This window comes from Shewanella ulleungensis (assembly GCF_014648315.1).
Classification (GTDB): domain Bacteria; phylum Pseudomonadota; class Gammaproteobacteria; order Enterobacterales; family Shewanellaceae; genus Shewanella; species Shewanella ulleungensis.
Map to the genome: position 1 here is coordinate 407,642 of NZ_BMQW01000002.1, position 21,469 is coordinate 429,110.

Here is a 21,469-nt window from a genome sequence, read left to right on the forward strand (position 1 = left end):
AACGATACAAACACCTGCTGTGACAAAGACTGAATAGTGATACTATTTTAAGATTAGATCGTATAGTGTCTGAACGTATAGTGTAAAAATTATTTTATATTCTGGGAGAAAGCAATGCCTTTATTAGACAGTTTTACCGTAGATCATACTCGTATGAATGCTCCAGCGGTTCGCGTTGCAAAACACATGAGCACCCCAAGCGGTGATGCTATTACCGTTTTTGATTTGCGTTTTTGCGCGCCGAATAAAGACATTTTAAGCGAGCGTGGCATTCATACTCTTGAGCACTTATTTGCCGGCTTTATGCGCGATCATTTAAACGGTGATGGTGTTGAAATTATCGATATATCACCGATGGGCTGTCGCACCGGTTTTTACATGAGTTTAATTGGTCAACCTTCAGAACGTATGGTTGCCGATGCTTGGTTAGCTGCGATGAGCGATGTGACTAATGTTGTTGAGCAAAAAGATATTCCTGAGCTTAATGAATACCAATGTGGTACTTATGAAATGCATTCTTTAACAGAAGCGCAAGACATTGCTCGAATGATTATTGCTGCTGGCGTGAGCGTCAATCGAAATGATGACTTAAAGCTGAGTGATGAGATTTTAGGTAACCTCTAAACTTATCTCTACTTATATAAAAGCGGCTTAGGCCGCTTTTTTTGTCAATAAATAGCCATAATATTGATGAAACGTTATCAGTATGCTGTTTTTATGTCACTGAAACCGTTATTGTATCGAGCATAATAATACATACAATTTCAACTTAGCTCGACCAGACACATATACGGAGATAATCATGTCTAACAACCCATTTTGCCTGTCGGTAATTGCCGCTGCGGTGTTATTTGCTTGCCATTCAAGTCAGGCGCTCGCCGAAACTGTTACTGAATCGATTGATAAGGTAAATAACCAGATTGATTTACAACAATCAACACAAAAAGCTTTTCATTATCGTCAAAGTGATATTGCTTTAGGGTTAACAGGGGTAACAGTATTACCTACAGCACCAAACGCTAATGTGGAGTTAATGCACCGTGGTGTTTCAGATGGAGTAGCCGTATTACAAGATGGTATTTTCTTTTCGCCAGCCCCTTATTCTGGTCAAAATCTAGTATTACAGCCTAACTTGCAACAACAGCAAAGTGTCACACTATCGAGCATGACCAGTGTGGTAGACGGCTCTGAAGCGGCATTTGGTAAATTAGAATATCAATCGGTAGCGATCAGTGCAAAAGAATACGCTGGTGAGTTTAATGTTGAAATGAATGATGATGCAGACTACAGCGGTGGAGCGATTATTAGTGGTACAACTAAGCAATATGGCATGTTGTTGGCTGTAGATTACCAATCAGCATCAGATGATGTGGGTTATAAGTTAGCTCGCGATGCAGATGCGACCCAAAAAGATATTATGTTCAAAATCGGTGCAGACAGTTTGCCGGGGGCCCGCAATAAACAATCAACGGAGTTCAGTTACCAATACTCTAGCCAGGATGCGGAGCAAGGTACCTTAGGTTTAACAAACAATGATTTTTCTTTAGTGCCTAACCAGCGTTATGCTGCGGCAAATATTAATTTTACTGACGGTGAGCGTCAGCGTTATGTGTTAGCCCACAAACTTTTATTGTCGAAAACGTCGACAGTTGCAACCGATTTTTATTATCAAACTTATTCACAAAAAACTGCAGATATGTTGTTTGTTGACGGTGAAACAATCAATCACGCTTTGTTAACTGATATCGCTGCATTTGAAATAAACCCAAATACTGACGGCATGAATTTGGGCGCATTCGCTCAAGATAACGATTTTGCGGGTTTTGGTGTGCAAACTAAAGGTGTGAGTATGTACGGTCAACATCAAGTGACCTACAGTGCTCGTTATCATACCGATAAAGCTGAAATGGAGTTAGGCGGCCAAGATTGGTTATGGAATCAAGATTTATCGTTAACATCGGCCAGCGATAAAGAAGCATTTGTGGTTTACAAAGATGATGCTTCGGCATTTTCGTCAGCAGTTGATACTAAACTAAATTATGGTCAGTGGTCTGTGAATTTAGGCTTAGGTTATGAGCATGTGAGTGTGTCTCGTGATGTCAGTGATGAATACGATCTTGCGGAAGCCGATTTTTCTGACGATGGTTGGACGCCTTCTATTGAAGTCGCTTATACCCAAGGCGCTTGGTCAGCAGCAGTACAAGCCAAACAGGCTTGGACCGCAGCTTCTGCGGGTAATCTAGAACAACGTGCGCAAGAAGCATTGCAATACCAATTGGCGATAGCATATCAGCAAGATACTTTAGCTCTGGCGCTGACAGCTTATTTACATGACTATGATAATCAACATGTTGGTTGTATGTTTGGCATGATTTGCGATTACGAGCAAATTGCATTGCAAGAAAATATCGAAGATGTGACGGTAAATGGTATCGACTTTTCAGTTGAGTATGGACTAGTATTTGACAGTTTTTCTATTCCATTTAAAGCAAAATATCAGTACACCCAAGCCGAGACAGATATTGGGTATTGTTCAAATATTAATGGATGCTTTGACGGGGACAGCCAACTACCTTGGGTACCTAAGCAGCAGTTTAGCTTTAGCTCTGGTGTGGTAGTTGGTGATGTGTCGGTGATGGCACAGGCACTTTATCAATCAGAATTAGAATATGAGGGTAACCTTGCAGCCTTTGGATCAATAGACAGTCAATGGAAAGTTGACCTTGCAGCGAGTTACCAGGTGGCTAAACAGCATGAAGTGTATTTGCGCGTTGAAAATTTATTTGATGAAACCTTAGTCGCCAGTAGGACATTCGCTGGCCGCCAGGCACAATCAGAAATGACCACTTATGTTGGATATAAAGCTCGTTTCTAGTTAACGTTTATTGAATTTTATTCGATAAACAAAACAATATCAGCAGCTCAAGCGTACCTAAACTTGAGCTGCTGTTTTTTTAACCGTAGACCGGTTAGATAAAATTATTTCAATAAATATTAATGCTATAGTATGCCAAATAGTAATACTGTTGTTGCAGTTTTAGAGTTTGTTGCTATTCAGTAAGATTGAGTTAAATTCTGTCGTTAGACTTAGGTATTGGTTTGAAAACACCTATTATTTTCGTGGCGATAGTCTCATATTTACGGTAAAATGCGCGCGACCAGCGTGATTGCGATCGCATTTCCGTGTTAAATCTGCGCTAGCTCAAATGGCAAGTATTTGTTAATACTTTGTTTTTGTAGCGGAACGTGGCGCATTGTCTTTCCTTCAAACGTAGTGCTTGTGGATATGATTACAATTAAGAAAGGATTGGAACTGCCTATAGCAGGCGGACCAGAGCAAGTTATCCATAATGGCCCAGCCATTAGACATGTAGCTACTTTGGGTGAAGAGTATATTGGCTTACGTCCAACGATGAAAATCAAAGTGGGCGATAAAGTACAAAAAGGTCAGGTTCTTTTTGAAGACAAAAAGAACCTAGGCGTTAAATATACGGCTTTAGCCAGTGGTACTATATTAGAAATCAACCGAGGTGCAAGACGTGTACTTCAATCTGTTGTTATTGCTGTAGAAGGTGACGATAGCGTTACTTTTGCTCAATACGAAGCAGATAAGTTAGACACGTTAGACGTACAGGCTGTTCGTGATAATCTGATTGAATCAGGTTTATGGACCGCTTTGCGTACACGCCCTTTCAGTAAAGTGCCAGCCGTAGATGCTACTACAGCAGGTATTTTCGTTACTGCAATTGATACTCAACCTCTTGCTGCCGATCCTGTGGTAGTCATAGCTCAACATAAAGACGATTTTGCTAACGGCCTTAAGGTTTTAGCTCGATTAACTGAAGGTAAAGTTTACCTATGTAAAGCGCCAGGTGCTGATATTCCTGCAGCTAATGCCCAAGTTGAAGAATTTGCCGGAAAACATCCAGCAGGTTTAGTGGGTACACACATTCATCATGTTCTTTCTGCTTCTGCTACTCGTAGCGTATGGCACGTAGGTTATCAAGATGTGATTGCGATTGGCCAACTTTTCACTCAAGGTGTGCTAAACACTGAGCGTGTAGTGGCTATTGGTGGTCCTAAAGCAAAACAACCTCGCCTAGTCCGTACTTTATTAGGTGCAAGCATGACTGAACTTACTGCTGATGAAACAGTAGGTGAAAGTGTTCGTATCGTTTCAGGTTCGGTATTAAATGGCCGCACGGCAGTAGGGCCTCATGCTTATTTAGGTCGCTACCATCAGCAGGTAAGTGTGCTAGAAGAAGGTAATGAAAAAGAATTGTTTGGTTGGGCAATGCCTGGTGCTGATAAATTCTCTATTACACGAGCTTTCTTAGGTCACTTAAGCCCATCTCGTCTGTTTAACATGACGACAAGTACTGGTGGTTCAGACCGTGCAATGGTACCTATTGGTAATTATGAACGTGTAATGCCTTTAGACATTTTAGCTACCATGCTACTTCGTGACCTTGTCTCTGGGGACTTTGATGGCGCAGCTCGTTTAGGCGCATTAGAGTTAGACGAAGAAGATTTGGCATTGTGCACGTTCGTATGTCCAGGTAAGTATGACTACGCTTCATATTTACGTGACTGTCTAGATACGATCGAGAGGGAAGGCTAATGAGCTTGAAAGATTTTATCGAGCGTATTGAACCGCAATTTGAAAAAGGCGGTAAGTACGAAAAGTGGTATGCGCTTTATGAAGCCGCAGCTACTGTTTTCTATACTCCAGGTAAAGTGAACCATGGTGCAACCCATGTTCGCGATAACCTTGACCTAAAGCGTATGATGATTACGGTTTGGGCGTGTACATTCCCTGCAATGTTTTTTGGTATGTATAACGTAGGTTTACAAGCTCAAATCGCTATGGCTGCCGGTTTCGGTACCCCTGACGTTTGGCAAGTTGGTTTATTTGAACTATTTGGTGCGCAGCTTTCTGCGGACTCAGGTATTACATCATTAATGTTTTATGGTGCCTGCTTCTTCCTACCAATATATGCAGTGACATTTATTGTCGGCGGTTTTTGGGAAGTGCTATTTGCCTCGGTGCGTGGTCATGAAGTTAACGAAGGTTTCTTCGTAACATCTGTACTTTTTGCGTTAACCTTACCAGCAACTATTCCGCTATGGATGGTGGCATTAGGTATTACCTTTGGTGTGGTTGTAGCAAAAGAAATCTTCGGCGGTACAGGTCGTAACTTCTTAAACCCTGCATTAGCGGGCCGTGCGTTCTTGTTCTTTGCTTACCCATTAAGCATGTCTGGCGACACCTCATGGGTAGTTGCAGACGGCTACTCTGGTGCAACAGCATTGAGCCAAGCAGCACAAGGCACCTTTGATTATACTTCAAATGCAAACTGGTTAGACGCCTTTATGGGCTTTATTCCTGGCTCTGTGGGTGAAGTATCAACATTTGCTATTTTGCTCGGTGGTTTAGTGATCATCTACACTCGCATCGCCTCATGGCGCATCGTGGGTGGCGTACTGCTAGGTATGGTTGCGATTGCAACATTGCTAAACGTTGTAGGTAGTGATACCAACCCAATGTTTGCAATGCCTTGGCATTGGCACTTAGTGTTAGGTGGTTTTGCTTTTGGTATGATGTTTATGGCGACAGACCCGGTTTCTGCGTCGTTCACTAATACTGCTAAATGGGCATACGGTTTCTTAATCGGTGCAATGGTAGTGTTTATCCGTGTGATTAACCCTGCATTCCCTGAAGGTATGATGTTAGCTATTTTATTCGCTAACTTATTCGCGCCTTTATTTGACCATTTCGTAGTTCAGGCAAATATCAAGCGGAGGATTGCTCGTGGCTAGTAATAAAGATTCGTTCGGTAGAACGCTATTTGTTGTTGTCGGCTTATGTCTTATCTGTTCTGTGCTTGTATCGACTGCGGCGGTTGTTTTAAAACCGACTCAGCAAGAAAATAAGCTACTTGATAAACAAAAGTATATTCTCGAAGCAGCAAGCCTGATTGATACCAAAGAAGGTAACGTCACTAAGCAAGACATTCTGAGCAAATATAACCAGTATGTCGAAGCACGTTTAGTTGACCTAAAAACCGGTGAGTTTGTAGAAGGTGATGCTAACGCTTACGATCAACGTAAAGCGTCGCGTGATGTAGCAACTTCATCAGTACCTGAAAACGACATTGCCTCAATCAAGCGCGTAGCTGACAAAGCTGTTGTGTACTTGGTACGTGATGATGCAGGTAAATTGACTAGCGTTATTTTACCTGTTCACGGTTACGGCTTATGGTCGACCATGTATGCATTTTTGGCGTTAGAAGCTGACTTAAACACGATTCAAGGCTTAGTTTATTATGACCAAGCTGAAACTCCGGGTTTAGGTGGTGAAGTTGAAAATCCTAAATGGAAAGCATTGTGGAAAGGTAAGCAGTTATTTGATGAACAAGGTGACTTGGCTATCAATGTAACGAAGAACCCTGCAGTGGCGAGCACTGTTTATGGTGTGGATGCATTATCTGGTGCAACATTAACCAGTAACGGCGTACAACATTCATTGCAATTTTGGTTAGGTAAAGAAGGCTTTGCAAGCTTTATCGCTAAAGCACGCAACGGAGGGGTAAGCTAATGGCTGACGTTAAAGAACTTAAACAGGTTCTGACTGGACCGATTATCAATAACAACCCAATTGCATTGCAAATTTTGGGTGTATGTAGTGCGCTTGCTGTTACTACTAAGCTGGAAACGGCGTTGGTAATGACCATTGCATTAACTGCGGTAACAGCGTTTTCTAACCTGTTTATCTCACTTATTCGTAATCACATTCCAAGCAGTGTACGTATTATTGTGCAGATGACTATTATTGCCTCTTTGGTAATTGTAGTTGATCAAGTATTACAAGCTTATGCTTATTCGATTTCTAAACAGTTATCGGTATTCGTTGGTTTGATCATTACTAACTGTATTGTAATGGGCCGTGCTGAAGCTTATGCAATGAAAACGCCTCCTTTGATGAGCTTTATGGATGGTATCGGTAACGGTTTAGGTTACGGTGCAATCTTATTGTCGGTAGGTTTTATTCGTGAATTATTTGGTAATGGTTCATTATTCGGCGTAGAAATCCTCAGTAAAATCTCTGACGGTGGTTGGTATCAACCTAACGGTTTATTACTGTTACCACCAAGTGCGTTCTTCTTGATTGGTGGTCTGATCTGGTTGCTCCGTACGTATAAGCCAGAGCAAGTAGAAGCAAAAGGATAAACGCAATGGAACATTATATTAGTTTATTAATTCGCTCCGTTTTCATTGAAAACATGGCGCTAGCGTTCTTCTTAGGTATGTGTACTTTCTTAGCTGTGTCTAAAAAAGTGACTACTGCGATGGGCCTAGGTGTTGCAGTTATCGTGGTATTGGCTATCTCGGTTCCTGCTAACCAAATTATTTATCAAGGTTTACTTGCGCCTGGTGCTTTAGCTTGGGCTGGTATTCCTGATGCTGATTTGAGCTTCTTGAAGTTCATCACCTTTATCGGTGTGATCGCAGCACTTGTGCAAATTTTGGAAATGGCATTAGACAAATATTTCCCACCTTTGTACAACGCGTTAGGTATTTTCTTACCTTTGATTACCGTGAACTGTGCGATTTTTGGTGCAGTATCATTCATGGTAGAACGTGATTACAACCTAGGCGAGAGCGTGGTATTCGGTATCGGCTCTGGTATTGGTTGGGCTTTAGCAATTGTATTGTTAGCCGGTATTCGCGAAAAGATGAAATATTCTGACGTGCCAAATGGCTTACGTGGCTTAGGTATTACCTTTGTTACTGCTGGTCTTATGGCTCTAGGTTTCATGTCATTCTCTGGTGTTTCTCTTTAAGAAAAGCATTGAGACGACGCATTAATTTGAACCTTTAAGGATAAGTGAATGGGTATTCTTGAATCTACTCCAATAGATGTTTATCTAGGTGTGAGTATGTTTACTGTGATTGTATTGGTATTGGTATTAGTGATTTTATTCGCTAAATCAAAACTAGTAGCAAGCGGTGATATCATCATTGGTATTAACGGCGACACAGATAAAGCAATTAAAACAGGTGCAGGCGGCAAGTTACTTGGCGTATTAGCAGACAACGGTATTTTCGTATCAAGTGCGTGTGGTGGCGGTGGCTCATGTGGTCAGTGTCGTGTACACATTAAATCAGGTGGTGGCGATATTCTACCTACTGAGCTTGATCACATTAGTAAAGGTGAAGCACGTCAAGGGTGTCGTTTATCTTGTCAGGTTAACGTTAAATCTGACATGGAAATCGAGCTTGACGAAGAGATCTTCGGTATCAAGAAATGGGAATGTGAAGTTATCTCTAACGATAACAAAGCGACGTTCATTAAAGAGCTTAAGCTACAAATCCCTGATGGCGAGTCTGTGCCTTTCCGTGCCGGTGGTTATATTCAGATCGAAGCACCAGCTCACCATGTTAAATATGCTGAGTTTGAAGTACCTGAAAAATACCGTGGCGACTGGGAACATTTTGGCTTCTTTAAGTTAGAGTCTAAAGTTGACGAAGAAACAATTCGTGCATACTCAATGGCTAACTACCCAGAAGAGTTTGGGATTATTATGTTGAACGTGCGTATTGCTACGCCGCCTCCACGTAACCTAACTCTACCTTGTGGTAAAATGTCGTCGTATATTTGGAGCTTAACAGCTGGCGATAAAGTGACAATTTCTGGACCATTTGGTGAGTTCTTCGCTAAAGATACCGATGCAGAAATGATCTTTATTGGTGGTGGTGCAGGTATGGCGCCAATGCGTTCACACATTTTTGACCAATTAAAGCGTCTTAAATCAAAACGTAAAATGAGTTTCTGGTACGGTGCCCGTTCTAAACGTGAAATGTTCTACGTAGAAGACTTTGACGGCCTAGCAGCTGAAAATGACAACTTTAAGTGGCACGTTGCATTATCTGATCCGCAAGCGGAAGATAACTGGACTGGTTACACTGGCTTTATCCATAACGTATTGTACGAAAACTACTTACGTGACCACGATGCACCAGAAGATTGTGAGTTCTACATGTGTGGACCTCCAATGATGAACGCAGCCGTGATTGGAATGCTAAAAGACTTAGGCGTTGAAGACGAAAACATCTTACTTGATGATTTCGGCGGCTAATTTGTTAGCCTAAAATATTGACAAGCAAGTCATGAAAATTGCAGCAATGCAGACAGGGTGGTTAAACACAGGTCTGCAGGCTGCAATTTTTTTTATTCATTTAACCAGCGTAAATTTGAAATGACAGTGAATGCTATTAAGTTATTATTAACCACGTTATTGCTTTTGTGTGTGAGTGCCTGCAGTTCACCAGAACCTATTATTTCCTTATCTGGTAGCACTATGGGAACGACTTACCATATTAAGGTTGTGCCTAACGATAAACTGCCCGAAGCGCAATTATTGCAGGCCGAGATTGACATGGCTTTAGAAGCGGTTAATGACCAAATGTCGACTTACCGCAGTGATTCTGAATTGTCTAAGTTTAATCAATTACAAGTTCAGCAAAGCGTTAAAGTGTCTGCCGATACACTTAGCGTGATAAATGAGGGCATACGCTTATACCAAGAAACCGGTGGTGCGTTAGATATTACATTAGGACCTGTGGTTAATTTATGGGGATTTGGCCCTGATAAGCGACCAACTTCAGTACCCACTCAAAACCAGATAGATTCAGCTAAAGCGAAAATGGGTATTAAAGAGCTTGCTATAAAAGGCACGACGTTAACCAAACACAATGCCGGTTTATATGTGGATTTATCGTCGATTGCTAAAGGTTTTGGGGTTGATAAAATTGCCTCAATTTTAGATAAGTACGATGCCAGTGGTTATTTAGTTGAAATTGGTGGTGAATTAAATGTTAAAGGCACCAAAGCTGATGGCATAGCATGGCGTATCGCGGTTGAGCAACCTACCGACGAAGGCCAGGCGGTACAGCAAGTGATTGAGCCTGGCACTATGTCGTTAGCAACATCAGGTGATTATCGTAATTTTTATGAAGAAAATGGCGAACGTTTTTCACATTTGATTGATCCTCGTAACGGATATCCGATTAAGCATAAACTTGCTTCTGCAACCGTGTTACACTCTAGTTGTATGACCGCAGATGGATATGCCACCGCCATGATGGTGTTAGGTACCGAAGCTTCTTTGGCACTTGCTAAAGAGAAAAATTTAGCAATAATGCTGATTGAAAAGCAAGATCAAGGTTTTAAGGTCTATTACAGTGATGCATTTAAAGCATATGTAAAATAACCTAAAACAGGGTTATATTGCTGACGACTAGGTCAGACTTAGGCTAGATTGAGTTAATTGGAGTTCGTAATGAGCACATTTATTGCTGCGTTTGTGGTGTTACTTTTATTTTTCTTATTAATGTCTGTGGGCTACATCGTGAAGAAAAAAGCGGTAGAAGGCAGTTGTGGTGGATTAGGCGTTTTAGGTATTGAGAAAGCCTGTGACTGCGATGACCCATGTGATGCACGCAAGCTTCGTATGGCTAAAGATGAAGCGCGTAAAGAAATGCTGAATCAAAATAGAATTATTTAATTTGTATTGCCTATTATTTTAGAGCTTACAATGTAAAGAGCCTTCATTATGAAGGCTTTTTTTATGTGAGTTCAATACAGTAGTGTTACAAAGCTTAGTTATAATGATAATGGTTATCAATTGTAAGTTGGTGAAAGTAAAGGAAAATTTGCCTTTAGCTCTACAGTGTTCTATCCTACATGAAATTGATCGAGATCAAACTATTTATCAAGGGACATTGCTATGAAAGGTCATCCTAAAGTCATCAGCCAACTCAATCGTGTACTTACTTGCGAACTTACAGCCATTAACCAATACTTTTTACATGCGCGCATGTTTAAACATTGGGGTTTAGAAAAGCTGAATGAAAAAGAGTACAAAAAATCGATTGAAGACATGAAGCATGCTGACAAGTTGATTGAGCGAGTATTGTTTCTTGAAGGATTACCTAACTTACAGCAGTTAGATAAATTGCGCATTGGTGAGCATGCAGAAGAGATGCTCGCTTGTGATATGGCTGCTGTGACGGAGCAAATTGCTATTTTACGTGAAGCGATTAGCGTATGTGAAACTCAGCAAGATTACGTTAGCCGAGATTTATTTGAAGATTTATTAGAAGACGAAGAAGAGCACCTAGATTGGATTGAGTCTCAGCAAGAGCTTATTAGCCAAACCGGTATCCAAAACTATCTTCAATCACAAATTAACGACTAATAGGAATTATCATGAAAGGCAATCCTGAAGTAATTGACGCCCTAAATTTATTGTTAACTGGCGAGTTATCAGCAATGGATCAGTATTTTGTACATGCTCACATGTATGAAGATTGGGGATTTAATGAATTATATACCCGAATCTTGCACGAGTCTGACGACGAAAAATTGCATGCAGCAAAACTTGTTCAACGCATTCTATTTTTAGAAGGTACCCCCGATGTTGGTAGTCGTGAAGCGTTGAATATTGGCAAAGATGTACAAGAAATGCTTAAAAATGATTTAGCCTACGAATATCATGTAGCTGATAATTTACGTAAGGTTATTGCATTATGTGAAGCAAAGAATGACTATCAGACTCGCGAAATTTTAGAAGTGTTATTAGATGACACTGAATCTGACCACATGTACTGGTTAGAGAAGCAACTAGGTCTAATCGAACGTATTGGTTTACAAAACTATTTACAGACCAAAATGTAATCATTGTTAGATAATATGATATTTTAAATAAGCCCAACTGAGTTTGGGCTTTTTTGTCTCTAAGATCTTGTTAATGACTGTGTACTGTTTTTATATACAGTGGTATTATTTGGGTTACATTAATCAGTGATGGTCAAAGAATGCGTAAAATCATTCACATCGATATGGATTGTTACTATGCTGCGGTCGAAATGCGCGATTTTCCTGAGTTACGAGGGAAAGCCATTGCTGTCGGTGGCAGAAGTGATCGTCGCGGTGTGATAAGTACCTGCAGTTATGAGGCGCGTAAATTTGGTGTAAAAAGTGCAATGTCGAGTTATCACGCATTGCAATTGTGCCCACAGTTAATCTTAGTGCCAGGACGAATGGATGTGTATAAGTCAGTTTCGATGCAAATACGTGAGATTTTTCATCGTTATACTGACTTAGTCGAACCATTGTCGTTAGACGAGGCCTACTTAGATGTTACAGATTGCACCGAACATAAAGGCAGTGCCACTCTTATTGCTAACGCTATACGCGATGAAATATTTGCTGTCACAGGATTAACTGCTTCAGCGGGTGTTGCGCCAATCAAGTTTTTAGCCAAAATTGCCTCGGATTTAAATAAGCCTAATGGTCAATATGTGATAACGCCAAATCAAATTACTGACTTTGTTAAAGACTTACCTTTGAGTAAAATCCCTGGTGTTGGCAAGGTTACTTCACAAAAACTGGCTGATATCGGTTTAGTCACCTGCTTTGATGTACAACAATACCCTAGAGTTAAACTGATTGAAGCATTTGGTAAATTTGGTCATGTCCTGATTGAACGTGCTCAAGGCATTGATACTCGCCAGATTAGCCCGCACAGAGTACGAAAGTCTGTCGGTGTTGAAACCACCTTAGCCAAAGATATTTTCACCTTAGAGCAATGTCATCAAGTATTACCACAACTGATTCAGGAATTGAGTGCGCGGGTACATCGCAGTGCTAAAGACCGACAGATCCATAAGCAAGTTGTTAAATTAAAATTCAATGATTTCAAACAGACCACGATAGAACATCGTAGCGATGCTATTTCTGTGAATATGTTTCACGAATTGTTAAAGCAGGCTCTGCAGCGCAGCCAAGGGCGTGGGATCCGATTAATCGGTGTGAGTGTTGGTTTAGCAAATATAGTGCAAGGGCAATCGAGTGATCCTACTGATAATTTAACTCAACTTGATTTACAATTTTAGCTCGCTTTTTTTACTGCTACGCACAAAAAAGGCAACATAATGTTGCCTTTGATTTTGTGATAAATTATTTAATCAAGCCGCTAACGTATTACGCATCTTTGGCCGGAATACGCTCTAATACCGCCAGTAACAATTCCCAATACTGACCTACAGTTGTGATGTTAACCATTTCATCTGGACTGTGTGGGTATCGGATTGTCGGGCCAATCGATACCATGTCCATGTGTGGATACGGTTCTTTAAATAAACCACATTCAAGACCAGCATGGATGACCATGATTGTCGGATCTTTTTTATAAATATCATTATAGGTTTCACGCACTATGGCCATAACAGGCGAGCTAGTATCGGGCTTCCAGCCTGGGTAAGCGCCGCTTAAATCAATACTTGCACCCGAAAGGTTAGCAAGGGCAGTGAGCATACCTGCAACTTCTTCACGACCAGAGTCGATTAACGAGCGGATAAGGCACAATATTTCAACGCTTTCATCTTCAGTACTGATCACGCCGATATTAAGCGATGTTTCGGTAACACCTTCAACTTCATCACTCATGCGGATAACACCATTAGGGCTGGCATGAAGTAAATCGATTAAAGTATTTTGCGCCTCTTCGCCCATGACTTTGGCAGGCATGGCAATCTCTGCGAGAGTCAATAACATGCCAGGATCCGCTATAGCTAACTCTTCGCGCACCAATGCTTGGAAAGTGTCTATTGCCTGTTTAAGTGCTGCAACATTTTCGCTTGGTAGCATAAAGGTCATATTGGCTTCACGCGGAATGGCGTTACGCAGTGAACCACCGGTAAAGCTAACCAGTTCAATGGCTAATTCATCACTGTATTTAAACAAAAAGCGCGCTAATAATTTATTGGCATTGCCTCGCCCTAGGTGAATGTTCACCCCTGAGTGGCCACCTTTTAGGCCTGACATCGTCATTGAAAAACTGGCATTACTTTGCTCTGGTGCTTGCCATGACATAGGTACACTGATTTGTGCATCAACGCCACCAGCACATCCCATGTAGATTTCGCCTTCTTGTTCAGAATCGGTATTGATAAGAATATCAGCCTCAAGGTAACCTGCTTCTAAGCCAAAAGCCCCTGTCATGCCCGCTTCTTCATCAATGGTTAACAATACTTCTAATGGTCCGTGCTTAATGTCTTTGCTGCCTAAAACGGCTAAAGCCGACGACATGCCGATACCGTTGTCAGAACCTAATGTAGTCCCTCTAGCTTTAACCCAATCTCCATCTACATAAGCTTCGATAGGATCCGTTTCAAAATTATGGACTTTGTCAGCGTTTTTTTGTGGCACCATATCAATGTGTGCTTGAAGCACCACTATTTTGCAATTTTCCATACCTGGCGTTGCAGGCTTACGAATAATTAAGTTACCTACTTTATCTTCAACTACCGCAAGTCCTTGGGCTTTAGCCCACTGTTGAATATATTGTGATAATGCATGTTCATGTTTTGAAGGATGTGGAATAGCGCAAATTTGTTCAAACCATTGCCAAAGAGGCTGAGGATATAATTGAGTTAATGCAGTCACGAAACGCCCTCTATGAAGAATTCAGTCGAATACGACAGATGTTATACCCAATCAACCTGAAGATGCATGTTTGAGGGCATCACCAGGTAGATTGGGTATAGAACTGCAAATATTTTAACATATTCTTCGGCGTTACTTGATATTGCCAAACCAATTTGCCAAGGTTTAGGCCACAAATCTGTAAATAAATATGAACCATCAACTCTGTTGTTGAATAAGGACTTTTATGACTCAAATAAATCCAACTGTGCAAGCATTTCAAGTGCCTTTTATTGATGTCACTAGTGACGATGCCATTTTTGAAGGTGAGGGTTGGGATGCTGTAGTGGTTATTGCACCGAGTCTTGCCGATATTAAGCAAGATGAAATTAATTTACTGGCAGCTCATGCTCGCCAAATTGATATGCGTGTTGGCAAAAGTGCCACTTTACTGTTTGCCCCAGGATTAGCCGGTGGACGTTTAATTATCTCGCCGGTTGTTGATGCTGATAATACTTACAACGATGTACGTGTATTTGCAAAAGCCGCGCGTGATGGCATTGCTATTGCAAAAGCTGCTGGCGCGACTAAGCCATTACTTGTTGTCCCTTCTGTGGGTGATAAGCGCTATCAATATGCACAACAAGTTGCAGCCCTCGCATGTGGGCAAGAGTTGTGGCAACCATTAGAAGCTCGTGAAGCTCATGCATTAGTTCCTAGTTTTAAAGCCATTGGTTTACTCAATAGTGCTTGTTATAGCCTATTAGTGAATGCCGCGGAATCTGGGCGTGTGTTAGCTCGTGATCTTTGCGGTACTGATCCAGAGCGTATGTCTGCTATTGGCTTTGCGCAACACTGTGTCGACGCTTTTGCTGATAGCGGTCTCGCCGTGTCGGTGATTGACCAAGTTGAAAAATTAAAAAATGATTACCCATTATTAAGTGCTGTAGGGCGAAGCTCGTTTGGTGTTGATCGCCATCATCCTCGGGTGGTAAAACTTGAATATGTAGGCGAGGGGCCCGTAACCAAAACCTTATTCTTTGCCGGTAAAGGTGTTGTTTATGATACAGGTGGCGCTGACATTAAAGTGGCTGGCTCTATGGCAGGTATGAGCCGTGATAAAGGCGGCGCGGCTGCTGTTGCCGGATTAATGAAGGCGCTCTCTATCTTCAAGCCAAAAGGGATTAAAGTGGTGGCTGAATTAGGATTGGTGAGAAACAGTATTGGCAGCGATGCATTTGTTACCGATGAGATTATTCGTAGTCATGCTGGAGTACGTGTGCGGATCGGGAATACCGATGCTGAAGGACGTTTAGTGCTTGCTGATTTATTGTCGCATTTACGTATTCAAGCAGAGCAGGCGGTTAATCCGCAATTATTTTCGGTTGCAACACTAACCGGTCATGTGGTCAGGGCGTATGGCGGTTACTCGGCTTTAATTGAAAACAGCGTGGCTAAACAACAAGGTGTAGCGGCATTGTTGGCAAATGTTGGTGAGCAATGGGGGGAGCCATTTGAAGTATCGCGCTTGCGCCCAGAAGACTTTGACAAAGTAGCAGACAAAAATGGAGCGGCCGATGTAGTGTCTTCAAATAATGGTCCCTCGTCCATTACCGCGCGCGGGCACCAATATCCTGCTGCTTTCTTGTTAAAAGCGTCTGGTTTACAACAAACACCCTTGGCATTTACTCACATTGATATCGCTGGCAGTGCCGTTGAAGGCGATCCTCTTTACGGTAAGCCTACTTCGAGCCCTTTGGTTGCTTTATTACAGTTTGCCGTGGTGTAGGGTTTGTTTGTGTAATTGTTTGTTTATATAGGGTTTAATTCTATCGCTACATTCTGGTAACAATAGTTATACATAGTTTTAATACAGCTTAATTGTAATTAAATCACTTTTATTGAAGTTTTTGTGAATTAAAGCAAATAATACTTGTAATTAAATTACAGTTTTGTATAATTCATTTCGTCGACAAGCAGTATGTTTATCGGCTCTAGTTAATCCAGGATGGATATAGCCTCCAGGGATCTGAGTGACAAGTTGTCTCAACGGATTTGAGAAATGTACGTTCCAAGGAACCGAACCAAGCTTTACTAGGTTTATGCAACTTAACTTTATTCAGGAGAAGACCATGTCTTATACAGGAAACGGCAAAATTTATTGGCAAAACACTTGGTTTGCTGATGTAACAGTTTTACGTGGCGGTATTTTCGCCATGAAATTTTAAGAATTGACCCTCTTAAAGTAGCTTTAATATCCATCAACCTTTTGTTCGTCGCGTTTGACGGTTTTAGACAAGGTGGTAAATTATTTAATTTATCGCCACATCACGTTAAGTGGTGCTAGCTTTCCTTTCCCCATATGGGATGCTTGTAACATGTCTGCCTACTCTTTTGAGTAGGCTTTTTTTTGCCTGTAATTTATGACTTCTGTTTAGTCCGTTATATAAAACTCTGTAATCTTTCAACAAAATGGCAAATTATAGCTATAACGTCCGTAAGTACTTATAATCCTCGTTCTATAAAGTTAGTAAGCATTAATGACGCTAATTTTACGACTTTAGCCACTGTGAATGAGTAGGCTAAATCCTACCTAATAATATTAAAACAATTACTTATACTTTAACCCTTACCCAAGGAACCCTGTTCCATGTTAGAAAAACTTTTCAAATTAAAAGAGCACAACACCAACCTGAAGCAAGAAGCGATTGCAGGCCTAACAACATTTTTAACCATGGCTTACATTATTTTTGTAAACCCAATGATGTTAGCTGACGCCGGAATGGATCACGGCGCAGTATTTGTCGCCACTTGTTTAGCTGCTGCAGTGGGTTGTTTGGTGATGGGGTTGTTAGCTAATTATCCTATTGCGTTGGCACCTGGAATGGGTTTGAATGCTTTTTTTACTTACACTGTTGTCGGTGAGATGGGCTATAGCTGGGAAACTGCATTAGGTGCGGTGTTTATGTCTGGCGTGTGCTTTTTAATTTTATCACTAGTGAAAATCCGTGAGTGGATTGTCAACAGTATCCCCATGTCTTTGCGCTTTGGTATTGCTGCAGGTATTGGATTGTTTTTAGCGCTTATAGGCCTTAAGAGTGCTGGTATTGTGGTTGCAAGTCCTGCCACTTTAGTCACTATGGGAGATATTACTTCATTCCCTGCGATTATGGCGGCATTGGGGTTTTTCTTAATTATTGCAATGGTACAGCGCGGCTTAAAAGCTGCGGTTATCTTCAGTATTTTAATTGTGACGGTATTAGGTTTGTTGTTTGGCGATGTGCAATATAACGGATTGGTTTCATTACCCCCGTCTATTGCGCCGACTTTTATGAAAATGGACTTGTCTAGCGTGCTTGAAGTGAGCATGTTGTCAGTGATTTTCGCTTTCTTATTTGTCGACCTATTTGATACATCTGGTACGTTAGTGGCAGTGGCTCAACGAGGTGGCTTACTCGATGAGAAAGGTCGTTTACCTCGTGTTAAACGAGCGTTAACGGCAGACAGTGTGGCCACCATTGCTGGTGCGGCGTTAGGTACCTCAACCACAACCAGTTATATCGAAAGTACTGCTGGTGTGAGTGCTGGCGGGCGAACGGGTTTAACAGCTGTTATTGTCGGGTTGCTGTTTATTGCTGCATTATTTATTTCGCCTTTAGCGGGTATGGTGCCAGCTTATGCCACTGCAGGAACATTGTTCTACGTTGCTATTTTAATGATGTCTGGTCTCGTTAATGTTGAATGGGAAGATTTAACCGAAGCGGCTCCGGTTGTCGTGACGTGTTTACTTATGCCATTAACATTTTCAATCGCTAATGCGATTGGATTAGGTTTTATCTCCTATGCGGTGATCAAATTGTTGACCGGTCGTTTTAAAGATTTGAACTCAGGCATTTTAGTTGTTGCGGCGTTATTTATGGTTAAATTTGCTTATAGTTAATGTTACTGCTGAAGATATTGCTATTGTCGTTGCAACATCGTTAATGACATAACGATTAACTTAAGGGACCTTTGGTCCCTTTTTTATGGGTGAAAAATAAAAAAACTCCTGTATTAGCGGCTTTCACTATGAATTATTCACTTTATTGGGTATAAAAATAATTCGAATATTTTAGTTAACTGAGTGAAGTCATGGGTTATCGGCGTGTGGTGGTTAAGTTAGGGACTAGTGTGCTGACATCGGGCAGTAAAAAGCTCGATAAAGCGCATATGGTGGAATTAGCAAGGCAAATGGCCATGCTAATGCGTGCTGGGGTAGAGGTCGTATTATGTACTTCTGGGGCGATAGCTGCAGGGCGTGAACATCTTCAATACCCGGTATTTCCCGACACCATGGCGAATAAGCAATTACTGGCCGCTGTGGGGCAAAGTCAGTTAATCCTAGCCTGGTCACAATTGTTTAGTATTTATGGTTTGCATGTGGGGCAACTATTACTGACTCGTGCTGATCTGCAAGACCGTGAGCGCTATCTTAATGCTCGCGATACCTTAAATGCTTTATTAGCTAATAATATCATCCCAATTATTAATGAAAATGATGCCGTGGCGACCAATGAAATTAAAGTCGGTGATAATGATAATTTATCTGCGCGTGCAGCCTTGTTGTGTGATGCTGATTTACTGATTTTATTGACCGATCAAAAAGGCCTATTTGATGCCGATCCTCGCACGAATCCTGATGCACAATTGATTAAGGAAGTGGCTAATATTGATGATAGTTTGCGTTTATTAGCTGGCGGTTCTGTTTCGGGTTTAGGCACTGGTGGTATGGCGACAAAACTTGAAGCGGCCGATATTGCTCGTCGTGCCGGTATTGAGGTGGTGATTGCATCAGGCCATCACCCTGATGTGATTGCCAAAGTGGCTGCGCGTGAATCTGTTGGTACCCATTTCAGTGCTATCGAAAATCCGTTAGAAAGCCGTAAACAGTGGATCTTAGCAGGGCCTGCCACTCAAGGTAAATTGATTGTTGATGCTGGTGCTTCAACCGCTGTGGTAGCAAATGGACGTAGTTTATTGTCCAAAGGGATTATAGCAGTCGAAGGTAAATTTGAGCGTGGAGCAACCTTGCTTATCGTTGATCAAAAAGGAAAAGTATTGGCCAAAGGAATGAGTCGATACTGTGCTAACGATTTAAGTAAAATTAGTGGCAAGCACTCAAATGATATTGAGCCTTTGCTGGGTTATGACTACGGAGATGCCATCATTCATCGTAATGATATGGTTGTACTCGATAATTAAGGATAAGCATATGTCTGCCACAGAAACAGAATATTTAACCCAACTTGGACAGCGCGCTAAAAGTGCCAGTTTTACTTTAGCTGCATTATCGTCCAAGCAAAAATCGGCTTTGTTAACCGAAATTGCTCATCAGTTGGGCGAACATAAAGATCAGATATTGCTCGCTAATGCGCAAGATGTTGCTAATGCTAAACGTAATGGTTTAACCGATGCGATGATCGATCGATTAATGCTTGATGAAGGCCGTTTAGCGGGAATTATTGCCGATATTGATAATGTGATAGCACTTGCTGATCCCGTTGGAAATGAAGCTGAAAGTCGAGTTCTTGATAACGGCCTACGTTTAACGCGTAGGAGTGTGCCATTAGGTGTGGTGGGGGTTATTTATGAAGCTCGCCCTAATGTTACCGTCGACATTGCAGTGTTAGCGCTTAAAACGGGTAATGCGGTTATTTTGCGTGGCGGTAAAGAAACGCTCAAATCAAACAAAGTATTAAGCGACGTTATTCGTTTAGCATTAGTCAGCCAAAAATTACCTCAAGATGCAGTACAGCTAATTGACTCACCCGATAGAAGTATTGTTAGCGGTTTATTGCGCTTAGATAAATACGTCGACATGATTATTCCGCGTGGTGGGCAAAACTTGCAGCGTCTATGTGCAGAGCAGTCGAGTATCCCAGTTATCTTAGGCGGCATTGGTATTTGCCACTTGTTTGTTGATAAACACGCAGACTTAGTGCGGGCGATTGATGTTATCGCCAATGCAAAAGTGCAACGTCCTACCGTGTGTAATGCACTGGATACATTATTAGTTCATCAAAATATTGCCGCTGAATTTATCCCTAATATCGTATCGCATCTTCATTCGTTAGGGGTGCGTTTTCACGCATGTGCTCACACCATATCTTATTTGGATGGTTTAGGTTTTGATGTGACCCCGGCTCACGATGAGTCTTTTTCAACTGAATGGTTGTCGTTAACCTTAGGCATAAGAGTTGTGAATGATATCGATGCTGCTGTTGAACACATTAGACTGTATTCCAGCGGTCACTCTGAAGCGATTTTAACTGACGATATTCATGCCGCTGCGCATTTTATGAATCAAGTGGATTCAGCTGCAGTTTATGTCAATGCCAGTACACGTTTTACAGATGGTTCTCAATTTGGTTTAGGTGCAGAAGTTGCGGTGAGTACGCAAAAGTTACATGCTCGCGGCCCAATGGCACTAGATGCATTAACTACTTATAAATGGCTTGCCTGGGGAGATTACACCAGCAGGCAATAAAGGGTAATGAACACATGTAACAAGGGCGCTGTTTAGCGCCCTTGTTACATAAATAGTTATTTATAAATTGTAAATAAGATGACTCGGTGAAGCTGGGAGGGTAAAACGCTCATAGGTGGTTAAAAGCCAAATGATAAAAAAAGCGCAAGTCATTAGTATTGCCACAATCCGAAAAGCTTGAGCGTATTCCATTACATAAGTAAAGTAGCGGCGTTGTATCTTATTAGTCATAAAGGTTGCTACTAGGGCAAATACACACAAATACATGGCAGGATATTGGGTGCTAGAAACGCCATAGAACTTTTCATAAGCCATGATCAGTCCGACAATCGTTAAGATCACAATCCTTATTTTTCTTTCAGTACTATCACTAAAATTCCATCTTGGCAGTCCCATTGCCTTATATCCTCAGCTTGTACTTGAACTTTTTTCCCCTACATATTGTTATAACT

19 protein-coding genes are annotated in these 21,469 nt (G+C 41.4%); 17 read left to right on the plus strand and 2 right to left on the minus strand.

Annotation, left to right across the window (positions count from 1 at the left end; all coding sequences use genetic code 11):
* Window positions 1-114: 114 nt before the first annotated feature.
* From luxS to dinB, 13 genes are all read left to right on the plus strand, one after another.
* Entirely contained in the window at window positions 115-624 is a 510-nt protein-coding gene (gene luxS, locus IEY40_RS05560) for an S-ribosylhomocysteine lyase (protein WP_160055355.1), read from the plus strand.
* A gap of 178 nt (window positions 625-802) precedes the next feature.
* Complete coding sequence (locus tag IEY40_RS05565) at window positions 803-2,875, plus strand: TonB-dependent receptor domain-containing protein (protein WP_188954144.1); 2,073 nt, start codon at window positions 803-805, stop codon at window positions 2,873-2,875.
* A gap of 411 nt (window positions 2,876-3,286) precedes the next feature.
* The gene (locus IEY40_RS05570) at window positions 3,287-4,621 is read left to right on the plus strand and encodes a Na(+)-translocating NADH-quinone reductase subunit A (RefSeq protein WP_188954146.1); all 1,335 of its coding nucleotides are present in this window, start codon (window positions 3,287-3,289) and stop codon (window positions 4,619-4,621) included.
* Window positions 4,621-5,820: an NADH:ubiquinone reductase (Na(+)-transporting) subunit B gene (locus tag IEY40_RS05575; protein ID WP_188954148.1), complete on the plus strand. Its 1,200-nt coding sequence runs from the start codon at window positions 4,621-4,623 to the stop codon at window positions 5,818-5,820. The genes IEY40_RS05570 and IEY40_RS05575 overlap by 1 nt, the downstream gene beginning before the upstream one ends.
* The gene (locus IEY40_RS05580; RefSeq protein WP_188954149.1) at window positions 5,813-6,598 is read left to right on the plus strand and encodes a Na(+)-translocating NADH-quinone reductase subunit C; all 786 of its coding nucleotides are present in this window, start codon (window positions 5,813-5,815) and stop codon (window positions 6,596-6,598) included. Before IEY40_RS05575 ends, IEY40_RS05580 begins: the two co-directional genes overlap by 8 nt.
* Complete coding sequence (locus IEY40_RS05585; RefSeq protein WP_188954151.1) at window positions 6,598-7,230, plus strand: NADH:ubiquinone reductase (Na(+)-transporting) subunit D; 633 nt, start codon at window positions 6,598-6,600, stop codon at window positions 7,228-7,230. Before IEY40_RS05580 ends, IEY40_RS05585 begins: the two co-directional genes overlap by 1 nt.
* 5 nt (window positions 7,231-7,235) lie before the next feature.
* Window positions 7,236-7,844: an NADH:ubiquinone reductase (Na(+)-transporting) subunit E gene (gene nqrE, locus IEY40_RS05590; protein ID WP_188954153.1), complete on the plus strand. Its 609-nt coding sequence runs from the start codon at window positions 7,236-7,238 to the stop codon at window positions 7,842-7,844.
* Between the two features lie 48 nt (window positions 7,845-7,892).
* On the plus strand, window positions 7,893-9,140 hold the full coding sequence (nqrF, locus tag IEY40_RS05595) for an NADH:ubiquinone reductase (Na(+)-transporting) subunit F (protein ID WP_188954155.1): 1,248 nt from the start codon (window positions 7,893-7,895) through the stop codon (window positions 9,138-9,140).
* 120 nt (window positions 9,141-9,260) lie between these two features.
* The gene (locus IEY40_RS05600; RefSeq protein WP_188954156.1) at window positions 9,261-10,274 is read left to right on the plus strand and encodes an FAD:protein FMN transferase; all 1,014 of its coding nucleotides are present in this window, start codon (window positions 9,261-9,263) and stop codon (window positions 10,272-10,274) included.
* A gap of 69 nt (window positions 10,275-10,343) precedes the next feature.
* On the plus strand, window positions 10,344-10,568 hold the full coding sequence (gene nqrM, locus IEY40_RS05605; protein ID WP_188954157.1) for a (Na+)-NQR maturation NqrM: 225 nt from the start codon (window positions 10,344-10,346) through the stop codon (window positions 10,566-10,568).
* Between the two features lie 222 nt (window positions 10,569-10,790).
* A complete protein-coding gene (gene bfr / locus IEY40_RS05610; protein WP_188954158.1) occupies window positions 10,791-11,261 on the plus strand; it encodes a bacterioferritin in 471 nt (156 codons plus the stop codon).
* A gap of 11 nt (window positions 11,262-11,272) precedes the next feature.
* Window positions 11,273-11,740 carry a bacterioferritin gene (gene bfr / locus IEY40_RS05615; RefSeq protein WP_188954159.1) on the plus strand — a complete coding sequence of 156 codons (468 nt, stop codon included), beginning with the start codon at window positions 11,273-11,275 and terminating at the stop codon, window positions 11,738-11,740.
* A gap of 140 nt (window positions 11,741-11,880) precedes the next feature.
* Window positions 11,881-12,960: a DNA polymerase IV gene (dinB, locus tag IEY40_RS05620; protein WP_188954160.1), complete on the plus strand. Its 1,080-nt coding sequence runs from the start codon at window positions 11,881-11,883 to the stop codon at window positions 12,958-12,960.
* Window positions 12,961-13,048: 88 nt separating this feature from the next.
* On the opposite strand, the gene IEY40_RS05625 is transcribed toward dinB, so the two are convergent.
* Window positions 13,049-14,512 carry an aminoacyl-histidine dipeptidase gene (locus IEY40_RS05625; RefSeq protein WP_188954161.1) on the minus strand — a complete coding sequence of 488 codons (1,464 nt, stop codon included), beginning with the start codon at window positions 14,510-14,512 and terminating at the stop codon, window positions 13,049-13,051.
* Between the two features lie 226 nt (window positions 14,513-14,738).
* Here IEY40_RS05625 and IEY40_RS05630 point away from each other — a divergent pair, with 226 nt between their 5' ends.
* The 4 genes from IEY40_RS05630 to IEY40_RS05645 all read left to right on the plus strand — a co-directional run bounded on the left by IEY40_RS05630 (window position 14,739) and on the right by IEY40_RS05645 (window position 21,017).
* Window positions 14,739-16,280, plus strand: a complete 1,542-nt coding sequence (locus tag IEY40_RS05630) for a M17 family metallopeptidase (RefSeq protein ID WP_188954162.1) — start codon at window positions 14,739-14,741, stop codon at window positions 16,278-16,280.
* A gap of 861 nt (window positions 16,281-17,141) precedes the next feature.
* Window positions 17,142-18,431 (plus strand): NCS2 family permease, encoded by a 1,290-nt coding sequence (locus IEY40_RS05635; protein ID WP_188954163.1) that lies wholly within the window; start codon window positions 17,142-17,144, stop codon window positions 18,429-18,431.
* 191 nt (window positions 18,432-18,622) lie between these two features.
* Window positions 18,623-19,732, plus strand: coding sequence for a glutamate 5-kinase (gene proB / locus IEY40_RS05640; RefSeq protein WP_188954164.1), 1,110 nt, complete (start codon window positions 18,623-18,625; stop codon window positions 19,730-19,732).
* A gap of 10 nt (window positions 19,733-19,742) precedes the next feature.
* Entirely contained in the window at window positions 19,743-21,017 is a 1,275-nt protein-coding gene (locus tag IEY40_RS05645) for a glutamate-5-semialdehyde dehydrogenase (RefSeq protein ID WP_188954166.1), read from the plus strand.
* A 60-nt stretch (window positions 21,018-21,077) separates the two neighbouring features.
* Here IEY40_RS05645 and IEY40_RS05650 read toward each other — a convergent pair whose 3' ends face one another.
* The gene (locus tag IEY40_RS05650; RefSeq protein ID WP_188954168.1) at window positions 21,078-21,413 is read right to left on the minus strand and encodes a hypothetical protein; all 336 of its coding nucleotides are present in this window, start codon (window positions 21,411-21,413) and stop codon (window positions 21,078-21,080) included.
* Between the last annotated feature and the right edge of the window lie 56 nt (window positions 21,414-21,469).